The sequence below is a fragment of the Chitinophagales bacterium genome (assembly GCA_017303415.1).
Taxonomy (GTDB): domain Bacteria; phylum Bacteroidota; class Bacteroidia; order Chitinophagales; family Chitinophagaceae; genus SpSt-398.
Genome location: JAFLBJ010000001.1, coordinates 3,070,382 through 3,090,770, shown reverse-complemented (window position 1 = coordinate 3,090,770; position 20,389 = coordinate 3,070,382). Strand labels below are relative to the sequence as shown.

Here is a 20,389-nt window from a genome sequence, read left to right as displayed (position 1 = left end):
TTTTTCCCTTTCTTTGCACCATGCACTCCTTGCCGGAAAATTGGGAAAAAAAGGCCGCTGAGCATAAAAAGGCCTACGAGCGCTTTCTGAACCGGGCCGACCGTACCAAGGTCCTGCGTGAATTACAGGATATCCACGTGGAAGCCACGGCCAAAGTGGATTGCCTGTCCTGTGCCAGGTGTTGTAAATCCTACTCCCCCCGGTTCAAGACCCCGGATATCAAACGGATCAGTCGTCACCTCGGACAAAGGGAAAGCGTATTTATCGATACTTATTTACGCGTAGATGAAGAAGGAGATTTTGTAGTAAAATCGGCTCCCTGCCCGTTTTTAGGCGCGGATAATTTTTGTTCCATTTACGATGTACGCCCCTCCGATTGTGCCCGTTTCCCTTATACCGATGAAGATGTTTTGTTGAAAAGAAAACAATTGACATTAAAAAATGTGGAATTTTGTGCGATCACTTTCCTGGTTCTTGAAAAGTTGATGGAAAATAAGAAATAAGGAATATTCCTTCTTCCCTCAATACTCAAACTCCCGCAACTTCGGAGCCTTAAACCACGATACCACCACCACCAGCAAGGTCATCGTGCCGCCAAAAAGAACAGCAGGAACAGTTCCCATCAGCGAGGCTGTTACCCCGCTTTCAAACTGCCCCAGTTCATTGCTGGAATTGACAAAGATGGAGTTCACTGAAGAAACCCGCCCTCTCATTTCATCCGGTACAAATAACTGAACAATGGTGCCCCGGATGATGACACTTACCCCATCAAACAAACCACCTACAAACAAGGCTATAAAACTCAACCACACATTTTCTGACAAGGCAAACAAAAGGATACTAAGGCCAAACCCTCCAACCGAGTAAATCAGTGTTCGCCCTTGCTTTCCTTTTAGCGGATGGGCGGTGAGCCAGGCAATCGCGACAAAGTTGCCGAGATAAGTAGCGGCCATCAACCATCCAAGCGCGATGGGCCCGGCCTGCAGGATATCTTTGGCGAAAACAGGGAGCAAGGCCACCGCTCCACCAAACAATACCGCAAACATATCAATGGTAAGGGCACTCAGGAGCGCCTTTTGTCCTATGACAAAACGCAACCCTTCAGTAACCCCATCCCAGGTACTGGTGGTCCCTTTTTTCCAACTCACCGGCTTAGGGGCAATAAAACCAAAGAGGATCAGGGCCATCACCAATAAAGAAGAACTGACGGTTAGCGCAACCGTGATACCGGCATAGCCAAGTAATAAACCTCCCAGGGCAGGCCCGGCCACAGCCGCTACCAGCCAGGTCATGCTATTGATGGATACAGCTTTTACCAGGGCTTGTGCGGGTACCAGTTGGGCCAAAAATGAGTTCAAAGCCGGGGAACTATAGGCGCGAATAACACCGGTGCCAAAGAAAACAAGATAAATGCTCCATTCCATCCAGAACCGGGAACCCGTGATCGGAGACCATTTCGAACTAAGATAGAGAAGGGCCAGCATCAGGAACAGGTAGCCGGCAATGCAAAAGGTGATGAGACGGTGTTTATTACTATGATCTACCCGTACCCCGGCAGGAAGGGCCAGCAGGATCGCCGGGATCACTTCGCTTAATCCCAGCATACCCAGGGCCAGTTTACTTCCCGTGATCTCATACAATTGCCAACCCATAAGTACCGGGGTCATCCTTAATCCGGCGATAAACAGTATCCGGACAAGGATAAAAAGGGTGAACTCCCGGTTGATTATATAGGAAGGGATTCGCCGCACTGGATTTAGGGCAGGGTTATAAAGTGCTGTCCATGATCATAATCATGGTCAAGCGCCTGTATGATGGTTTGTAAATGTTTTTCATTGCCCAGAAAATCAGCATTGCTGACATCAACAAAAAGCGTCCGGATATTGTGTTGCCGGATATAGTGTGTATAGGTCTCCTGTAAACTGAACAGGTAATTATCGGAGATGGTCTGTTCGTACGAACGGTTTCTTTTCTTGATATTCTGTTGAAGTTTTTGAACGGGGGCATGCAAATAGATCAGAATATCCGGTTGTAACAATTGCTGGTGAATGATCTCAAATAGTCGTTGATACAATCTGAATTCATCTTCGGGCAGATTGACCTTGGCAAAGAGCAGACATTTAGTAAAGAGATAGTCCGAGATCGTGATATTTTGAAACAGGTCTTTTTGTTGAATAAGGTCTTTTAATTGCTTGTACCGTTCGGCCATGAAAAAAAGTTCAAGGGGGAAGGCAAATTGCCCGGGGTTCTCATAAAATTTTGGCAGAAAGGGGTTGTCTGCAAACTCCTCCAATACCAGTCGGGCATTGAAGTGCCGGCTTAGCAGGTGTGCAAGCGTTGTTTTACCGGCTCCAATATTTCCTTCTATCGTAATAAAATGATAGTTCATGTCGCTAAGCTAACCAATTTTACTGCTCCCTGGTCGACGCAGTGAGCCAACAGATCGGCCACTGTTTTTCCAGAAAGGGGGTGAAGAATTTGTGGTGCGATCGCTGCCAGTGGTACCAGGGCAAACCGGCGGTTGGGTAGTTCCGGATGGGGTACTTTCAGGAAGGGGATATCGTGTACCTCTTCATTGAAAAGCAGGATATCAATATCGATGATCCGGGGCCCGAATTTCTCTGCCCGGATACGTCCCATTTGTTTTTCGATCTTCAGGATACGGCGGATGAGTTGCCTTGCATTCAAATTTGTATGCAATTCCAGGGCCTGGTTCAGGAAATCAGGCTGTTCTGTGTTTCCCCAGGCCGCTGTGGCATACAGACCTGAGGCCAAAACAATGGTGCCGGCCTGCGTCTCCAGCTCCAATCGGGCCCGGGCCAGGTTTCCTTCCCGGTCACCCAAATTGCCGCCTATAAGTAGGTATGCCTTATTCATAACAAACAGGATGGATCGCTTCAAATATCTTTATTTTTGATGGAATCTAATTTTTGGTTTTATGCGGAGTTTCTTCAAGGTGTTTTTTGCCTCCCTATTGGCACTCGTTATTTTTTCCCTGGTCGTATTCTTTCTTTTGGCGGCAGTTATTGGAGGCCTGACCAGTGAAAGTAAACCGGTGGTGGCCGATGGATCGGTTCTTTTGCTTGATCTGTCCCAATCTTTTCGTGAGCAGGCCAAAGAGAACCCCCTTTCTGCTTTTTCCAGTGATGATGAATTGGATGTACCGGGATTGTATGATGTGCTCCGGTTGATCAAAAAGGCGAAGGATGACAAATTGATCCGGGGGATATTTATCAAAGCCAATAATAACGCCAATGGATTTGCCGGAAGTGAAGAGATCCGGGAAGCTCTGGCTGATTTTCGGGAAAGCCGCAAGTTTGTTGTGGCCTATGGAGACCGTATGACCCAACGAGCCTATCATGTGGCCTGTGTGGCCGACGATATTTTTATACACCCGCAAGGTGATTTTCAATGGTCAGGTTTCTCTGTCGAATACGCTTTTTTCAAAGGAACCCTCGATAAGTTGAATATACAGGCACAGGTATTCTATGCAGGTCGGTTCAAGAGTGCCACGGAACCTTTTCGGCTGGAGAAAATGTCGGAGGAAAACCGGCTGCAAACCCGTACCTGGCTGGAGGAACTCAACGGTCTTTTCCTTTCCCGTGTAGCAGATGCCCGTAACCTGGATACCACCCAACTTCGCCAATGGGCCGATTCGGGATCGATCCGTTATCCGGAGGATGCATTAAAAAGAAAATTGGTGGATGGCCTGATTCATGATGACCAGGTCAGAGATTCCCTCAAAGGGAGACTGGGTGTTGGCAAATATGATAAGCTGGAATTTGTTTCCATCAACAAATACTACAAAACAGGGGGCTATAAAACATTCAAAGGCGACCGCATCGCCCTGATTTACGCCGAAGGAGATATTGTAGACGGCAAGGGCAATGATGAGAACATCGGAGGCGAATCGTATCAGCAATTGATCCGCAAAGCACGTCTGGATAAGAATGTAAAAGCCATTGTTCTCCGGGTCAATTCAGGCGGTGGCAGCACCATGGCCAGTGAACTGATCTGGAGAGAGGTACAATTGGCCAAAAAAGAAAAACCGGTGATCGTCAGCTTTGGCGACGTGGCCGCTTCGGGAGGATATTATATCTCCTGTGCGGCAGACAGCATCTTTGCCAGTCCAATGACCCTGACTGGATCCATCGGTGTATTTAGTATCATTCCGGGTATGGAAGGTTTCTTCAAGGATAAATTGGGTATCAGTTTTGACAGGGTAAAGACCAGTCCGTATGCGGACATGCCTTCGGTTACCCGCAACATGAACGATACCGAGAAAAGACTGATCCAATCGGAAGTGGAACAGATCTATACTCATTTTAAAGAGCGCGTGGCAGATGGCAGAAAAAAGGATACCGCCTTTGTGGAGACCATTGCCCAGGGAAGGGTATGGAGTGGAGGTACTGCGAAAAAGGTCGGTTTGATTGACCGTTTTGGAGGCATTCAGGATGCCGTGGATGCGGCGGCCAGCATGGCCAAATTGAAAGAATACAGGGTTAAAGAATATCCCGAGCCTTCGTCCTGGCTGAACCGTATGCTGGGTGCCGCCCCACAAACAGGCCTTGAGGAAAAAATGAAAGAAGAATTGGGTACTATGAACTGGCAACTCTTTGTGGAATGGAGGAGGGTCAATGAATTGACCAGTACACCACAGGCCAGGATACCTTTTCAATTCCGGTTTGAGTAAGGGATATAACCAATACCTTTGCCCACCTAACTTATCATGAAGAAACCTTACAATCAATTTAAGGCCATGCTGGCCATCACAAGGGCCAGTTTGAAAGCCATCTTTCGCAGTCCCTCTGCTGTGGTTTTCAGTTTTGTATTCCCCCTTGTTTTTATCCTCGTGTTTGGATTCCTGGGCAGCAGTGGCCGCATTTCCGTACGGATTGCTCTTTCACCAAAAAGCGATACCACCAGTAAATTATATTATGCGATCAAGAGCTGGCAGGGGATCACCATTGTAGACAAGGATACGGCTTCTGTACGCGAAGATCTTGAAAAAGGCAGGATGACGGCGATTGTGAATATTGAAAAGAACAGGATACAAGCCTCTCCGGCCTATATCATTCATCTTGAAACATCGGAGGCAGTAAACCCTCAGAATATACAAGTGCTGAGGTCTTTACTTGAAAGTGTGGTCAAAACGCTCGACAAACAAGAATTGGGAAATGTACCAACAGTTGCTACGATCAGTAATGAAGTGACGAAGATCCCGGGGCGTATTTATCGTACCATCGATTTTATCCTGCCCGGTCAATTGGGGTTCTCCTTGCTGAGTGCGGGTGTATTTGGTGTGGCTTTCATATTCTTTAATCTCCGCCAGACCCTGGTGCTGAAACGTTTTTTTGCTACTCCCATCAACCGCACCTATATCGTTTTAGGAGAGGGAATAAGCCGGGTGTTGTTTGGTATGATCACTGCAGTGGTCATCCTGCTCATCGGACATTATGCCTTTAAATTTACCCTGGTTAACGGGTTTGTTACTTTTTTGGAACTGATGGTACTCAGCCTGATCGGGTTGATCGTTTTTATGGGATTTGGTTTTGTGGTCAGTGGTCTTGCTAAGAATGAAAGTGTGATCCCTCCCTTTGCCAACCTGATCACATTGCCCCAGTTTTTGCTGGGAGGTACTTTTTTTACCACCGATGCATTTCCGACCTGGTTAAAAACGATCGCTGATATTCTCCCGCTCAAGCACCTGAACGATGCCATGCGAAATGTGGCCTTTGAAGGGGCTCATTTATCTGCCTGTTGGAAACAGATCGGTATACTGGGTATTTGGGGTATCGCGATCTATTTTCTGGCTATAAAAGTTTTCCGTTGGGAATAACAATATGAAACTCATCAAACTTGCCTTTGTCAGTCTCCTTGCCTTTTTTTTACTGGCTACCGTGATCTCCCTTTTTATTCCGGGTCATTTGCGCATATCCAAGGCTGTTAATATTGCTGCGCCAAAGGATAGCGTCTATCAGCGGATAGCGGTCCTGAAGGAGTGGCCTTCCTGGTATCCCATACTTTCTGAATCAGGCGAGACGCCTTCCTTTATCGGATCGGACTCCCTCCAAATAAAAGGAACGGGTATTCGAATCACAGAACGTACCCCTGACCAAATTCTGAGTACCATGCGTTCCGAAAGTGGCCGGTCTCTCGAAAGCGGTTGGAAACTGATGCATATTGGACAACAGGATTCATTGACCGTTCAATGGTATATGGATTTTAAACTCGGGTGGTATCCCTGGGAAAAATTCTCCAGTCTGTTTTATGAAAGCCTGTATGGAGTCCAGATGGAAAAGGGGTTGGCGCGGCTGAAGGAGGTATCAGAATAACACGGATTGTTACTTTTTGACTATTGATTGTTTATTATTAATTATTGTTTTAATGAAATAAACATAGTTTCAGCATTGGTAATAATCAATAATCTATATTCAGGAATTCTTATAAGTTCTCTTGTTCTTTTCAGTAAATCTAAATTCACTAATTTTAATAAAATTTAAAAACCATGAAATCACTATTTTCTTTATTTGTTGCTGCCAGTATTAGTCTGGTCGCTTGTGGACAAGGCAACCCCCCTGCCAGTCCTGCCGCTACCGCCAAACAAACACTGGATAATGGAGCTACTGTAACCGTGAGTTATGGACAGCCATCTGTAAAGGGAAGGACCATTGGCGATAACCTTGAACCCATGTCGGGCAAAGTGTGGAGAGCCGGTGCCAATAAAGCCACCGTATTTGAAACAGACAAGGATCTCACCATCGAAGGCCAGGCTTTAAAAGCAGGTAAATATGGGTTCTTTGTGATCGTTGGAGACAATGATGCCTGGACATTTATTTTCAACAAAACCTGGGACCAATGGGGTGCGTATAGCTATAAAGAATCTGATGATGTGGCTCGGATTCCGGCTAAAACCGAGAAAGGAACTTTTTCAGAGAAACTCACCTATACGATTGACAAGAACGGAAAGATGACGATCAACTGGGGCGACAAGCAGGCCAGTGTCATGATCAAATGATCGTTCAGATCATTTCCATGACCCGGTAGATCAGATCAAGCTCTTCCTGGTTCGTTGAATAGGGAGGCATACAATAAACCGTATTTCCAAGGGGGCGCAATAGCACCCCCTTTTTTAGTGCCATTTGCATGATCGCTTCCTTCCGGGTATTGAGGTAATTATTCTCTTTGTCCTCTACTTCAAAGGCCAGAATGGTACCTGCACTACGTGGTTGGAGAAACCGTCCTTCCGACTTCCATTGCTCCACTTTTTGGCGGTGACGGGTTACGATCAATCTAATCTGTTCCTGGCATGCCGCATCCTGTAACAGATCAAGACTGGCCAGGGCAGAAGCACAACCTATCGGATTGGCAGTAAAGGAATGGCCATGGAAAAAGGTCTTTAGCCTGTCTTCCTGCAGAAAGGCTTCATAGATAAATTCCCGGCAGGCGGTGAGGGCCATAGGTAAGGTACCTCCTGTCAAACCTTTTGACATACAAACGATATCAGGTAAAACCTGAATCTGTTCACTGGCAAAGAGGGTACCTGTCCGGCCAAAACCGGTCATCACTTCATCAGCGATCAATAATATTCCTTGATCCCTGCATTGGGTAAGAAGCTTTTCCAATGAGGGCAGGTGATACATCCGCATACCTCCCGCTCCCTGTACAACAGGTTCGTATATGATACAGGCGATCTCCTCCCAGGATAGGGAAGGAAGTTTCCAGGATTCATCTTCCTCCGTTGGAATATCCACGAATTCCACCGGAAATAAATGCCCATTGAAGGGCTGGGTAAACAAGCCGCGTTCACTTACACTCATGGCTCCAAATGTGTCTCCATGATAGGCATGTTGAAGCGCGAGGATCTTTTTTCTATTTGGCCGGCCCTGATTCTGATGAAACTGGATCGCCATTTTCAAAGCTACTTCCACCGCTGTGGAACCATTATCGGAAAAAAAGAGGCGGCTCATATCCCCGGGAAGCAGGGGCAATAGGCGACCGGCAAGATTCACCGCGGGTTCGTGGGTAAAGCCGGCAAAGATGACATGCTCCAGGTTCAGGGCTTGTTCATGTATCTTTTGGGCGATATAGGGGTGTCCATGCCCATGCAGAGTGGTCCACCAACTGCTGATCGCATCCAGCAAGGGGGTTCCCGACTCGTCAAATAGATAAGAGCCTTTGGCCCGGGTGATGGGAGTAAACGGTGCCGCCAGGCGGTGCTGGGTATAAGGATGCCAGAGAAAACGGCCATCCCTTTGGGAGATCGAATCCATATTCAAAATTACTCATTCATTTTCAACGAACTAAAAAATAGGATAGGGTGGGTGCAACGAACGAGAGAAGCGCGTTGTCACCTATTTGTATAAAAATTAATAATCAGCAATCAATCATCAATAATTCCCACCCAGGGGTGTGTTTTTATTGAAAATCCATGGATGAAAGGAAACTGGTAAAAGAATGTCTTCGGCGAAAGCCTGAGGCCCAACGACTGCTTTACGAGCGTTACGCTGAAAGTATGTTGGGTCTGTGCTATCGTTATACCAAGTCCATTACCGATGCAGAGGATATTCTTCAGGAAGGCTTTGTTAAGGTTTTTCATCACCTGGATCAATACCGGTTTGATGGTGAATTAGGCGCCTGGGTAAGACGTATCATGGTGACCACGGCGCTTAATTACCTGAAGAAGAACAGACATTACCGGCAAGAGCTTTCTTTCGAAAACGAAGGTCTTCATCCGGTGTCCGATGAAGACCCGGAATGGCGGGTAAGTGGAAAGGAACTGGCAGAATTGATCCGCCAATTACCACTGGGATACCAGACCATATTTAACCTTTATGCCGTAGAGGGATATACGCATGTTGAGATCGGCAAATTGCTGGGTATCCATGAGGGTACATCCCGATCCCAATATGCACGTGCCAGAAGCCTGCTGATCGCCTGGCTGGATAGAAAAAATCAGATCAATTATAAAACCGGATCGTATGCCGACCAATAATTTTGAAAAAAGAGTACAGGAAGAGATGGAGGGATTCAAGCTTCCTCCCTCCGATGATGTATGGCTGATCGTGGAGGAAAAGATCCGGGAGAGAAAACGCCGTCGTTTTCTTTTCTGGTTGCTACCCATCCTGCTCGGGGGAGCAATGGCTACCTATTTTCTCTTGAATAGACCGGACTCCAACGCATCCTCCGAACTGACCACCGTACAGCCCACAACAGTCAAAGAAGCGATAAAGAAAGAGCAGGAAAGTTCGAACATGACAGTTGACCCGGGAGCCAACACCTTACCAACGCCAAAGGAAAAGGCTGGGAAAAATGCATCGGAACTTTCTTCCCGACCTGAACAGATAACCGCACCTGAAAAGATAACCGCTTCACCCGAATTGGCCATTGAAAGGAAGAGATCAATTACCATTAAACCATTAAAAGATAAAAATGTAACCAATCCTGAATCAGTAAACGAAAGCGTTGGGTTTATTAACTCCGCGGAGGAAATTTCAGCCGGGAAACCAGTGCTGGAAAGAAATACCTTACCGGAAATCACAGATCAGGTAAAACGCAGTATAGCACCCGCTAACCTATTCAAAGTTCAACCTGAATCATTAAAGAATGGTTGGTTCTCCTCCGGATTTCATTGGATGGAAACGCTTGATGCCAAATCTCCTTCAATTATTAAGCCTTCTTCCCGTCGGTCTCCGAAATGGATATTCGCTGTTAAAGCAGGTGGTTACAATATAGCTGATCCGCTTTTTGGAGGGACCTCCGAAAAAGCATTTGCGGGAAATCTTAACGGCCCCGGAAGTGGAACCGGTAATTCCAATGCGACAATCATCTCCGAAACACTTCCCAAAGCTGCATTTTCGTATGGGTTTATGGTGGGCAGGCAATTCCCGGTTGGACCAAAGCATTATTTTAAAACAGGCCTCGGATTTGCTCAGTATAGTCATGATCGCCAGGTAGGGGCCTACCGCGATAGCGCCGCCAGCCCAAATTTTTCCTTAAGTGATCAATCGGCCGGATTCTATCGGGGAGGAACATTCACCAACTTCCGTTCCCGTTACCTGGTACTTGAATTACCCATGTCCATGATGTGGAAGATCGGGAAAAGCAAAAACCTGCCGTTGCAACTTGAAACCGGACTCCTGTATGGTCAGGTCATTAAGGCCCGTGGACTCGTATATGGAGGATATGGTTATTTTGATGACCGCGACCAGGTACGAAAGAGCCAATGGCAACTCCAGCTTGGTTTTGGTACAAGTTTGTTCAATGCATCCAGACATCCCCTCGGTATCGGGTTAACCTACCAGGCGGGCTTGCATAGTTTTTACAAAAAAGAGGTCGGTGATCTTAAAGCCAGCCATTTCTCCGGTGTTCAATTGACTTTTCCTTTTTAAAAAATCAGATGCAACGCATTGGATAAATGCGTTGTCAACTTCAAAAACCTGTTTATGCGATACATACTTGTTTCCCTGTTGGCGCTTACAACTTTATTAAGCTCCTGTATCAAGGACAAAATGGAAGAGAAATACACTTTCTTCCGTCCCGTATATCATACCCGTGCTGAAGTAAAAGCTGCCATAAAAAATGATAACAATCAGGAGATACATGTTCCTGGTAAGATATTTGTTAAAGGCAACTACCTTTTCCTGAATGAGTACAATAAGGGGGTACACGTGATTGATTTCAGTAATCCCGCTTCCCCGGTTAAAAAGGGTTTTATTCATATACCAGGCAATGTGGATATTGCCGTAAGGGGAAACTACCTCTATGCCGATTGTTATTCCGATCTGATGAGTATTGATATTTCTGACCCCACCAATGTTAGCCTGGCATACTACCAGGAAGGGGTTTTCCCTCATCGCATTTATGAGGCTGGATATATGGTCGATACCAGCTTGGTGATCACAGAGTGGGTTAGGGTAGACACAACCATCCGAAGCGATTATCAGTCACAAGGCGGTGGAGCAAAAGTGTTTTTTGATATGGGGGTATTAAGTGCCCAGGCCTTTAGCAATTATGCTTCACCCAATGCCAACCCCGGGGTAAGCAACGGAATTGGAGGATCACAGGCGAGGTTTGCGCTTTATAATGACCGGTTATATACGGTTAGCCATATGGATCTGAAAGTATTCAATACCGCGCAACCGGCTACGCCAACCTATATCGGGACCCGGAATTTCCCACGAGGAGATATTGAGACCGTATTTCCTTATCAGGACAAACTTTTTATAGGCTCGCAAACTGGCATGTACGTATATGGGTTGTCGGATCCCAATGCACCAAACTTCTTATCTCAGGTAACACATATCCGCTCCTGTGATCCGGTGATAGCCGACGGAAACTATGCCTATGTAACCCTTCGTGGTGGCTCTTTCTGCGGTGGATTCTCCAATCAACTGGATGTAGTGGATATCACAAATATCACCTCTCCGGTATTGGTCAAAACATATCTTATGTCGTCTCCTTCGGGCCTTTCCAAGGATGGGAATATCCTTATGGTTTGCGACGGTGGAGAAGGGCTGAAATTCATGGATGTTTCCAGTCCTACGCAGATCACCAATCTGGGAACCCTGACCGGATTGTTGCCCCTTGATGTGATCGCATTGCATGGGTTGGCACTGGTAGTGGCCTACGATGGAGTATATTTTGTGAACTATAACAATCCATCTTCACCTGTTGTCCTAAGTAAGCTCACTATTCAAAACTAATCTACATGAAAAAATCATCAGGCATAATAATCGTCTTTCTACTATTAGCTACCGGAACAGGTTTTGGGCAAAAAAAATCAGCCTTTTATCTTCAACCGCAGATCACCCTACTGAATGGCACGCAAACCGTTGATGGTTCCATTGGGTTTAGTTCAGGTGTGGAATGGGGGGCCTGGCAATTTGGTGGAACAACTGAAATTGATTTTTACGAAAAAAGATCGGTTCCATTCTATGCAGAGGCAAAGCGGTATTTTGGCAATCAGAAGAAACGTCCCTTTCTGTACGCCGGTGCCGGAGCTAATTTTGCCTGGCCTACCGAATTTCAACGCTTCTATTATTATGATTGGATCTGGGGTGGCCAATTTTACACCCCGTCAACCTTTGATCATGGCAGGTATCTGCAAGGAGGTTTTGGAGTTCAAATGCAAAGTAAAAAAGGGAAAGGAATCAGTATTTCGCTGGGGTATTCCTCAAAGACCATGACGGAAAAATGGGTGGAGACTGTTTGGGATCCTTCTACAACCACAAACATCAAAACTAACCGGTCAGTCAAATATGAATTTAATCGGGTGGATTTGAAAGTGGGATTCAGGGTGTTTTAGGATGCACTAAAATTCCACGCTCATCCTGCTTTCAGCAATGTGTGCATTCAACCTTTCAGAAACCTCAAATTTCTCCGCACCCCTTCCCATTTCGCCCGCTTCAGTGGGGAGTCACGGAAGATGTTTTTAAAAGCATCTTCGCTCAACGCTTCCCATTCTGCCGAAGTAAAATTCAGGACTGCTGGCAGCGGATGAAAAGCGCTCTCCAGGGTAGGGGTAGAAAACCGGTTCCAGGGGCAAACATCCTGGCAGGTATCACAACCAAACATCCAGTTGTCAAATTTTCCTTTCATTGCATCCGGTATCAACTGGTCCTTCAGCTCAATCGTAAAATAGGAAATACACTGGCTGCCATTGATCGTTTTATCCGGAAGTATGGCTTCTGTTGGGCAACTTTCCACACATTTATTACAGGTGCCGCAATAGTCCCGGGCAAAAGGATCATCGGGTTCAAGATCAAGGTCGGTGATCAGGGTGGCGATAAAGAAAAATGATCCACCACTTCGCGTGATCAGGTTCCCATTCTTTCCGACCCATCCCAAACCGCTTTTTTGTGCCCAGGCTCGTTCCAGCACGGGAGCGGAATCCACAAAGCCCCGGCCATTGATCTCGCCCACTTTTTCCCTGATCATTTGCAACAGGTCCTTCAGCCTGGAGCGAATGACCTCATGGTAATCCTTTCCGTATGCATATTTGGAGATCTGCGGCGCAGAGGTATTTTGTTCTTTTTCCGGAAAATAATTCAACAAAAGGGTAATGACCGAACGTGCGCCGGGAACCAGTTTTCGCGGATCGGTACGCAGGTCAAAATGATTTTCCATATAGGCCATCCCTCCGTGCATACCTTTTGCCAACCATTTTTCGAGGCGACGGGCATCTTCCTCCAGGGCTTCGGCACGGGCAATGCCACAATGGTCAAAACCCAATTCCCGGGCCAGTACTTTGATCGTTGCGGTATGTTGTTGTTTGGTTCCCACCTTTCAATAATAATCAAAATTAAAGTTTCCTGTCACCTTTGCTGCGCTTCTTTATGTCCCTGCATCCTGAGGAATATCGGATAGCAAACATCCCTATCTTTGAAAGGCAAACTTCTGTATATGAGAAAATCATCCTTTCAATCCTTCTTTGTCATTCTTCCCTTAATCGTCATTCTGGGCAGCTGTGCCAGTTCAAAGAACCAGGCCGACCTGGTACTTCACCATGCCCAGGTGTACACCGTAAACCCGGCACAACCTACAGCCGAAGCTGTAGCGGTGAAAGATGGGAAGATCATTTTCGTAGGCAGCAATACAGAAGCAGAGAAGTTTATTGGCAGCCAAACGGAGTCCATAGATTGCAAAGGACAATTTCTGATGCCCGGTTTTATCGAAGGGCATGGGCATATACATGGGTTAGGCGCTTCTTTGGTCAGCCTGAACCTGATGACAGTAAAGAACTGGGATGAGATCGTGGAAAAAGTAAAAGAAGCGGTCAGCAAAGCCAAACCCGGTGATTGGATCATTGGTTGGGGTTGGCACCAGGAAAAATGGAACCCTGCACCGGCCGTTAATTTTCTGGGGTATCCCTATCATGAAGAATTGGATAAAGTATCTCCCAATAACCCGGTATTGCTTTCCCATGCCAGCGGACATAGCAGTTATGTAAACGCCAAAGCCATGGAGTTAGCAGGAATAAACGCGAATACACCAAACCCTTCAGGTGGGGAGATCGTTCGGGACAAGACAGGCCGGGTGGTTGGCGTTCTTGCAGAAACAGCCCAGTCGCTGGTCAATAAGGCTTATGCGGCATTTGTGAACCAACAAACGGAGGATGAACAAAAAGCACGTTGGGCCGAAAGTATAAGATTGGCAGAAGAAGATTGTTTGAAAAAAGGAATTACGAGTTTTCAGGATGCCGGTTCCTCCTTTACTCAGGTAAAATGGATGAAGGAATTGGCAGATTCCGGAAAACTGAATATTCGGCATTGGCTGATGGTGCGGGAACGAAACAGTGTACTCCGCGCCAATGCGGGTGTTTTTCCGATCATTGATGCCGGGGATGCCCATCTCACCGTCAAAGCGGTTAAAGTTTCGCTCGATGGAGCACTTGGGTCCTATGGGGCATGGTTACTTGAACCCTATTCCGATCGGCCGGGTTGGGTAGGAGAGGCTACATTTAATCTTGATTCGCTCCAGGCCATTGCCGATTTCTGCTGGGATAATCAATTGCAACTCTGTGTACATGCCATCGGTGACCGCGCCAACCGGGAATTGATCGATCTGTATGCAAAAAAAATTGCTCAGGATAAAACCAAAGACCACCGCTGGCGTATTGAACACGCGCAGCATGTCAACCCTACTGAGATACCCCGTTTCAAAGAATGGAATGTGATCGCCTCCATGCAAGGCATTCATTGTACCAGCGATGCCCCCTTTGTGCCTAAACGATTGGGCGAACAACGCTCACGTGAAGGGGCTTATGTTTGGCAATCCTTCCTCAAAGCCGGAGTAGTGGTCACCAATGGTACCGATGTGCCGGTAGAAGATGAGGATCCGATCGCCTGTTATTATGCGAGTGTAACCCGTCAATTGAAAGATGGTACTGTATTTTATCCCGAACAGCGTATGTCACGTGAACAGGCCATTCACTCTTATACCCTGGCGAACGCTTATTCTTCCTTCCAGGAAAAAGTAAAAGGATCCATTGAAGTGGGTAAATATGGCGACTTTGTACTCTTATCCAACAACCTGGTTACCTGTAAGGATGAAGAAATAAAAGATACTAAAGTAATGATGACAATCGTAAACGGGAAACTGAAGTATACATATAGCAAATAGGATCTGGTTATATTTCTCGCAGCGTTCGCCAAGTTTAAAACGCCCGCTGCGGCCGTCCTATCCTTTGCGTACGCTGCGAGAAACAAACCTCTATTCAAAATGGGGATTAATGATCTCTATAATTTCCTTGTGTAAGGATATCGGATCATTCTCTACCATTTCCTTGGGTAGGAGCAGAAAGGCATACCCTCTTTTAAAATCCACCACCGACCAGAATCCAAACAGGCTTGGAGAGATCAGGGATGTCGCATTTCCGTTACCATCCTCCTCCAATACCCAGGCCCCGGAAGCATATCCCATACCTTTGCCCGCATCAGGAAGGTATTTCATCAGCAGGTCACCCGTTTGAATCTTGATCAACTCGGCTACGGATTCTTCAGAAAGTACTTGCTGCCCCCGGAACTTTCCCTTGTTGAGTAACATGACCAGAAAATTCATGTAATCATCAGCAGATGATTTTCCACCGATCGAAGGATTGATCGGTCCACCCATCAAATTACTAAAGGTGCTGCGGCGCATGGCCAATGAACGGAATAATTTCTGGGTCATCAACTGGTCAAACCTTCTTTTACCCACTACTTCCAACACCCGGCCGGCAATACTCAAGCCAATATTGCTGTAATAGAATTCCTTCCCGGGATTGGCTGCTATGTTTTTGGCGGCAAAAGAGTTTACCTCTTTTTCCAGGTTCTCAAATTTACTCTTGTCAAAAAGTTTGGAAAGCTTCAAAGCTTCGGCCTCAATGCCAGTGGTATGAGACAAGCAATGGCGAAGCGTGATATAGTTTTTAAAATATTTTCCAAATTCAGGCACATAGTTTACTACGGGGTCATCCAGGGATACCTTTCCTTCATCCACAAACATCATCACCAGCGCTGCCGTGAGCCATTGACTCGAAGCTGCAATGGGAGCCTGTACATTGCTTCGGAATTGTGGATTGGTCTGCTTGCGATATACAACCGTATCATCCTTCTTCCAGAGCATGACATTGAAATCCTTTCCCAGCTTTTCTTTGTTGGACTCCAGAAAATCATCCAGGTCGGTAAAGCTTGTTTGAGCTTGAGCGGTAGAAAGCAGGGATAAAGAAAGCAATAGAAGAAGCGTGGTTCTCATGGTACTTTTTCTTTACAATTTACGAATTTCCTTTGTGTTCTTTGTGCATCCTTTGTGTCCTTCGTGTCCTCCTATGCATGGCTGGCGTAGGAGGACACGAAGGACACAAAGGATGCACAAAGTGCACCAAGAAATCAGGCGGATGCTGTAAGGGCTTGCTCGATGTCTTCCCGAATGTCGTCAATATGCTCCAGGCCAACGGAAATGCGGATAAGCCCCGGGGTGATACCAACTGATAATCTTTCTTCTTCAGATAATTTGGAATGGGTGGTGGAAGACGGATGCGAGGCAATACTCCGGCTGTCGCCCAGGTTTGAAGTACGGCTTAACATTTTCAGAGCATCCAGAAAACGACGACCTCTTTCCAGTCCTCCTTTGAGTTCAAAGCAAACGATTCCACCTCCACCCGTCATTTGTTTTTTGGCAATATTGTGTTGCGGGTGCGAAGAAAGAAAAGGATATTTTACCTGAACCAGATGCGGGTTGTTTTGCAGGGCTGTCGCCAGTTGAAGCGCATTTTGACAATGTCTCTCCATACGAAGCGACAGTGTTTCTAAACTCTTGGTCAATACCCAGGCATTAAAGGGAGAGAGTGATGGCCCGGTATTTCTTAAGAACAGATAGATCTCCCGCACCAGGGCGGCTTTTCCGGCGATCACACCCCCTACGACCCTACCCTGGCCATCCATCCATTTGGTAGCCGAATGAATCACTAGGTCGGCCCCCCATTCGATCGGCCGCTGTAACACCGGGGTGGCAAAGCAATTGTCGACGACCAATAGCACATTATGTTTTTTCGCCAGTAGCGCCAGCGATTCCATGTCAATGATATCCAGTCCGGGATTGGAAGGTGTTTCCACGTAGATCATCCGGGTATTGGACCGGATCAATCCTTCAATTGTTTCGGGCTTGTTGATATCAAAATAGTCAAATTCGATCTTCCAGCGGCCCATGTATTTGGTTAAAATGGTATGTGTACTTCCAAACACGGAACCCGAGGAAAGGATATGGTCCCCGCTTTGTAAAAAGGTCATGAAAGTGCCAAACACAGCAGCCATTCCTGTGGCTGTAGCGAGACCGGCTTCAGCCTTTTCCATCATGGCCACTTTATAAGCAAATTCATCTACCGTAGGATTACTGAACCGGGAATAGATATTATGGTCATTTTCTTCCGCAAAAGCGGCACGCATATCTTCTGCATTATCAAATACAAAACTGGACGTGAGAAACAAGGGGGTAGAATGTTCATTCTCCCAGGTGCGTGGGGTCTGTATACGAATGGCCTCGGTCTCGGGGTGATATTTACTCATACGGTTTAAAAAATGCTGGAGGGCAAAGTTATTGTATAATGTTCATTCTGAAATAATTGCAGGAAATCCGCCACCAACCTGCATTTCAGGCAGAAATGCCGGAGCTTTAATGACAAATTTGGTAAAAAAACAAGCTTGGACAACTATTTGAATGGAATCTGTGGAAATCGTGAAATCGGTCCAATTCGTGTAACCTAATTTAATCGTATGAACCTCTCCAATTTTACCATAAAAGCAGCGGAGGCCATCCAGTCGGCCCAGCAACTTGCGTTCAATGAAGGGAACCCCAACATTGAAACTGAGCATTTACTCAAGTCTTTGTTGGAGCAACAGGATTCCCCGGTGGAATACCTGTTAAAGAAAAACAATGTGACCCTGAACCTGGTGGAGAACAAACTGGATGAAGCGATTCAGAAATTACCCAAGGTGCAAAGTGGTGAACCTGCCCAATCCATCAGTCGCGAAGCAAATAGTGTGGTACTTCGGGCCGGGGCCGCCCTTAAATCCTACGGTGATGAATTTGTGACACCTGAACACCTGCTCCTGGCCATTGTACAAGGCAATGATGCCACGGCCAAATTACTCAAGGATGCAGGACTTACCGAAAAAGGATTGACCGCGGCCATTAAGGATTTGCGGAAGGGGGAAACTGTAACCTCTCAAACCCAATCACAACAATACAACGCGTTAAATAAATACGCCAAGAACCTGAATGAGATGGCGCGGCAGGGAAAACTCGATCCCGTCATCGGTCGTGATGAAGAGATACGCCGCACCCTGCATATTCTTTCCCGTCGTAGTAAGAACAACCCCATACTGGTAGGGGAACCCGGCGTAGGTAAGACCGCCATTGCGGAAGGACTTGCCATGCGGGTCGTAAATGGAGATGTGCCCGAGAACCTGCGTTCCAAGGTGATCTATGCATTGGATATGGGGCAACTGATTGCTGGGGCGAAATACAAAGGTGAATTTGAGGAAAGGTTAAAGGCAGTGATCAAGGAGGTTTCGACCAGTGAAGGAGAGATCATTCTCTTTATTGATGAGATACACACCCTGGTAGGGGCAGGTGGGGGAGAGGGCGCTATGGATGCCGCCAATATCCTCAAACCAGCCCTTGCCCGTGGTGAACTGCGTGCCATTGGTGCTACCACCCTGAATGAATATCAAAAATATTTTGAAAAAGACAAAGCCCTGGAAAGAAGGTTTCAAAAAGTGCTGATCGATGAACCTTCGGTGGAAGATGCGATCTCCATCCTTCGCGGGCTGAAAGACCGCTATGAAACCCACCACCATGTGCGGATCAAAGACGAAGCCATCATAGCTGCGGTAGAATTATCACAACGCTATATCACTGATCGTTTCCTGCCCGATAAGGCCATCGACCTTATCGATGAGAGTGCGGCCAAACTGCGACTGGAAATGAACAGTATGCCAGAGGAACTTGATAAACTCGAACGACAGATCCGGCAACTGGAGATCGAACGCGAGGCCATCAAACGGGAGAATGATGAAGAACAATTAAGGGAACTTAATACAGAGATCGCTAACCTGAGTGTGGAACGGGACACTTTTAAGGCAAAATGGAAAGAAGAAAAAGAGATCGTGGAGAAAGTACAGAATGCCAAGGCGGAGATCGAACAATTGAAATTAAGCGCCGAACAAGCCGAAAGAAACGGAGACTATGGTAAAGTGGCTGAGATACGGTATGGAAAGATCAAGGAGCAGGAACAAAAGATCGAGGACCTCACTGTTCAGCTTTCTGGGTTGAGTGAAAAACGGTTATTGAAAGAAGAAGTAGATGCTGAGGATATCGCCGAAAATGTGGCCAAAGCCACCGGCATTCCGGTAAGCCGGATGATGCAGAGTGAAAAGGAAAAGTTGTTGAACCTCGAAGACCATCTCCACCAGCGTGTGATAGGGCAGGAAGAAGCCATTACGGCGGTAGCCGATGCGATACGCCGTAGCAGGGCGGGTCTGCAGGATCCCCGTAAACCGATCGGTTCCTTTATTTTCCTGGGAACAACCGGGGTTGGAAAAACTGAGCTGGCAAAGGCCCTTGCTGAATATCTGTTTGATGATGAAAGCATGATGACCCGGATCGATATGAGTGAGTACCAGGAAAAACATACGGTGTCCAGACTGGTGGGTGCCCCTCCCGGTTATGTGGGTTATGAGGAAGGTGGTCAATTGACAGAAGCGGTCCGTCGTAAACCCTATAGTGTAGTGTTACTGGATGAAATTGAAAAGGCTCATCCGGATGTTTGGAATGTGATGCTCCAGGTACTTGATGATGGAAGACTAACGGACAACAAAGGCCGGGTGGTCAATTTCAGAAATACCATCATCATTATGACAAGCAATCTGGGAAGCCATATCATTCAGGAGAATTTTGAGAAGGTGAATGAGGCCAACAAGGAGGACGTGGTAGAAAAAACGCGGGTGGAAGTAATGGGTTTGTTACGCCAAACCATTCGTCCTGAGTTCCTCAACCGGGTGGATGAAATCATTCTGTTCCAGCCTTTGTTGCGTAATGAGATCAAGGGCATCATACATATCCAACTCAATAACCTGAAAAAACTGGTAGCCGAAACCGGGATCGAACTGGTCTTTACGGATTATGCGATCGATTTTCTGGCAGAGCAGGGATTTGATCCACAGTTTGGGGCAAGACCACTAAAAAGGTTGATCCAAAAAGAGATCGTGAACCAATTGAGCCGGAAAATACTGGCTGGGGAAATAGACAGGTCAAGACCTGTATTAGTAGATGTATTTGATGGGGTAGTGGTATTTCGCAATGAAGCTCCTGAAAAAGTTTAGTATTAGTTTTCAACACATACCCTTGA

Annotated in this window: 18 protein-coding genes; 11 read left to right on the top strand and 7 right to left on the bottom strand. The window is 46.6% G+C overall.

All coding sequences use genetic code 11. The annotated features are described in order from the left end of the window. Nucleotides 1–20: 20 nt before the first annotated feature. Complete coding sequence (locus J0M30_13500) at nt 21–503, top strand: YkgJ family cysteine cluster protein (protein ID MBN8668511.1); 483 nt, start codon at nt 21–23, stop codon at nt 501–503. Between the two features lie 18 nt (nt 504–521). Here the strand turns inward: J0M30_13500 and J0M30_13495 are convergent, their stop codons facing one another. Genes J0M30_13495 through folK form a run of 3 tightly spaced genes read right to left on the bottom strand, consistent with a single transcriptional unit; the run spans nt 522 to nt 2,877 of the window. Continuing rightward, complete coding sequence (locus J0M30_13495; protein ID MBN8668510.1) at nt 522–1,751, bottom strand: MFS transporter; 1,230 nt, start codon at nt 1,749–1,751, stop codon at nt 522–524. 5 nt (nt 1,752–1,756) lie between these two features. After that, the gene (locus tag J0M30_13490; protein ID MBN8668509.1) at nt 1,757–2,389 is read right to left on the bottom strand and encodes a deoxynucleoside kinase; all 633 of its coding nucleotides are present in this window, start codon (nt 2,387–2,389) and stop codon (nt 1,757–1,759) included. After that, entirely contained in the window at nt 2,386–2,877 is a 492-nt protein-coding gene (folK, locus tag J0M30_13485) for a 2-amino-4-hydroxy-6-hydroxymethyldihydropteridine diphosphokinase (protein MBN8668508.1), read from the bottom strand. Before folK ends, J0M30_13490 begins: the two co-directional genes overlap by 4 nt. Before the next feature lie 61 nt (nt 2,878–2,938). Here folK and sppA point away from each other — a divergent pair, with 61 nt between their 5' ends. The 4 genes from sppA to J0M30_13465 all read left to right on the top strand — a co-directional run bounded on the left by sppA (nt 2,939) and on the right by J0M30_13465 (nt 7,018). Beyond that, entirely contained in the window at nt 2,939–4,693 is a 1,755-nt protein-coding gene (sppA, locus tag J0M30_13480) for a signal peptide peptidase SppA (protein ID MBN8668507.1), read from the top strand. A 36-nt stretch (nt 4,694–4,729) separates the two neighbouring features. Continuing rightward, on the top strand, nt 4,730–5,839 hold the full coding sequence (locus J0M30_13475; protein ID MBN8668506.1) for an ABC transporter permease: 1,110 nt from the start codon (nt 4,730–4,732) through the stop codon (nt 5,837–5,839). Between the two features lie 4 nt (nt 5,840–5,843). Next, nucleotides 5,844–6,335, top strand: coding sequence for an SRPBCC family protein (locus tag J0M30_13470; protein ID MBN8668505.1), 492 nt, complete (start codon nt 5,844–5,846; stop codon nt 6,333–6,335). 173 nt (nt 6,336–6,508) lie between these two features. Then, nucleotides 6,509–7,018, top strand: a complete 510-nt coding sequence (locus tag J0M30_13465; protein ID MBN8668504.1) for a DUF2911 domain-containing protein — start codon at nt 6,509–6,511, stop codon at nt 7,016–7,018. A 4-nt stretch (nt 7,019–7,022) separates the two neighbouring features. On the opposite strand, the gene bioA is transcribed toward J0M30_13465, so the two are convergent. After that, nucleotides 7,023–8,273, bottom strand: a complete 1,251-nt coding sequence (gene bioA, locus J0M30_13460) for an adenosylmethionine--8-amino-7-oxononanoate transaminase (protein MBN8668503.1) — start codon at nt 8,271–8,273, stop codon at nt 7,023–7,025. A 158-nt stretch (nt 8,274–8,431) separates the two neighbouring features. On the opposite strand from bioA, the gene J0M30_13455 reads away from it, so the two are divergent. From J0M30_13455 to J0M30_13440, 4 genes are read left to right on the top strand one after another with little or no spacing between them, the layout of a single operon-like run. After that, on the top strand, nt 8,432–8,995 hold the full coding sequence (locus tag J0M30_13455; GenBank protein ID MBN8668502.1) for a sigma-70 family RNA polymerase sigma factor: 564 nt from the start codon (nt 8,432–8,434) through the stop codon (nt 8,993–8,995). Then, complete coding sequence (locus tag J0M30_13450; protein ID MBN8668501.1) at nt 8,982–10,391, top strand: hypothetical protein; 1,410 nt, start codon at nt 8,982–8,984, stop codon at nt 10,389–10,391. Before J0M30_13455 ends, J0M30_13450 begins: the two co-directional genes overlap by 14 nt. 54 nt (nt 10,392–10,445) lie before the next feature. After that, a complete protein-coding gene (locus tag J0M30_13445; GenBank protein ID MBN8668500.1) occupies nt 10,446–11,705 on the top strand; it encodes a hypothetical protein in 1,260 nt (419 codons plus the stop codon). A 5-nt stretch (nt 11,706–11,710) separates the two neighbouring features. Further along, nucleotides 11,711–12,307: a hypothetical protein gene (locus tag J0M30_13440; protein ID MBN8668499.1), complete on the top strand. Its 597-nt coding sequence runs from the start codon at nt 11,711–11,713 to the stop codon at nt 12,305–12,307. A gap of 47 nt (nt 12,308–12,354) precedes the next feature. Here the strand turns inward: J0M30_13440 and queG are convergent, their stop codons facing one another. Then, nucleotides 12,355–13,284 (bottom strand): tRNA epoxyqueuosine(34) reductase QueG, encoded by a 930-nt coding sequence (gene queG, locus J0M30_13435; protein MBN8668498.1) that lies wholly within the window; start codon nt 13,282–13,284, stop codon nt 12,355–12,357. 120 nt (nt 13,285–13,404) lie between these two features. On the opposite strand from queG, the gene J0M30_13430 reads away from it, so the two are divergent. Further along, the gene (locus J0M30_13430; protein MBN8668497.1) at nt 13,405–15,123 is read left to right on the top strand and encodes an amidohydrolase; all 1,719 of its coding nucleotides are present in this window, start codon (nt 13,405–13,407) and stop codon (nt 15,121–15,123) included. A 90-nt stretch (nt 15,124–15,213) separates the two neighbouring features. Here the strand turns inward: J0M30_13430 and J0M30_13425 are convergent, their stop codons facing one another. Both J0M30_13425 and J0M30_13420 read right to left on the bottom strand, forming a co-directional pair. Next, nucleotides 15,214–16,236, bottom strand: a complete 1,023-nt coding sequence (locus tag J0M30_13425; GenBank protein ID MBN8668496.1) for a beta-lactamase family protein — start codon at nt 16,234–16,236, stop codon at nt 15,214–15,216. A gap of 134 nt (nt 16,237–16,370) precedes the next feature. Continuing rightward, nucleotides 16,371–17,546, bottom strand: a complete 1,176-nt coding sequence (locus J0M30_13420; protein MBN8668495.1) for an aminotransferase class I/II-fold pyridoxal phosphate-dependent enzyme — start codon at nt 17,544–17,546, stop codon at nt 16,371–16,373. 207 nt (nt 17,547–17,753) lie between these two features. Here J0M30_13420 and clpB point away from each other — a divergent pair, with 207 nt between their 5' ends. Then, nucleotides 17,754–20,363 (top strand): ATP-dependent chaperone ClpB, encoded by a 2,610-nt coding sequence (gene clpB, locus J0M30_13415; protein ID MBN8668494.1) that lies wholly within the window; start codon nt 17,754–17,756, stop codon nt 20,361–20,363. Nucleotides 20,364–20,389: the final 26 nt, after the last annotated feature.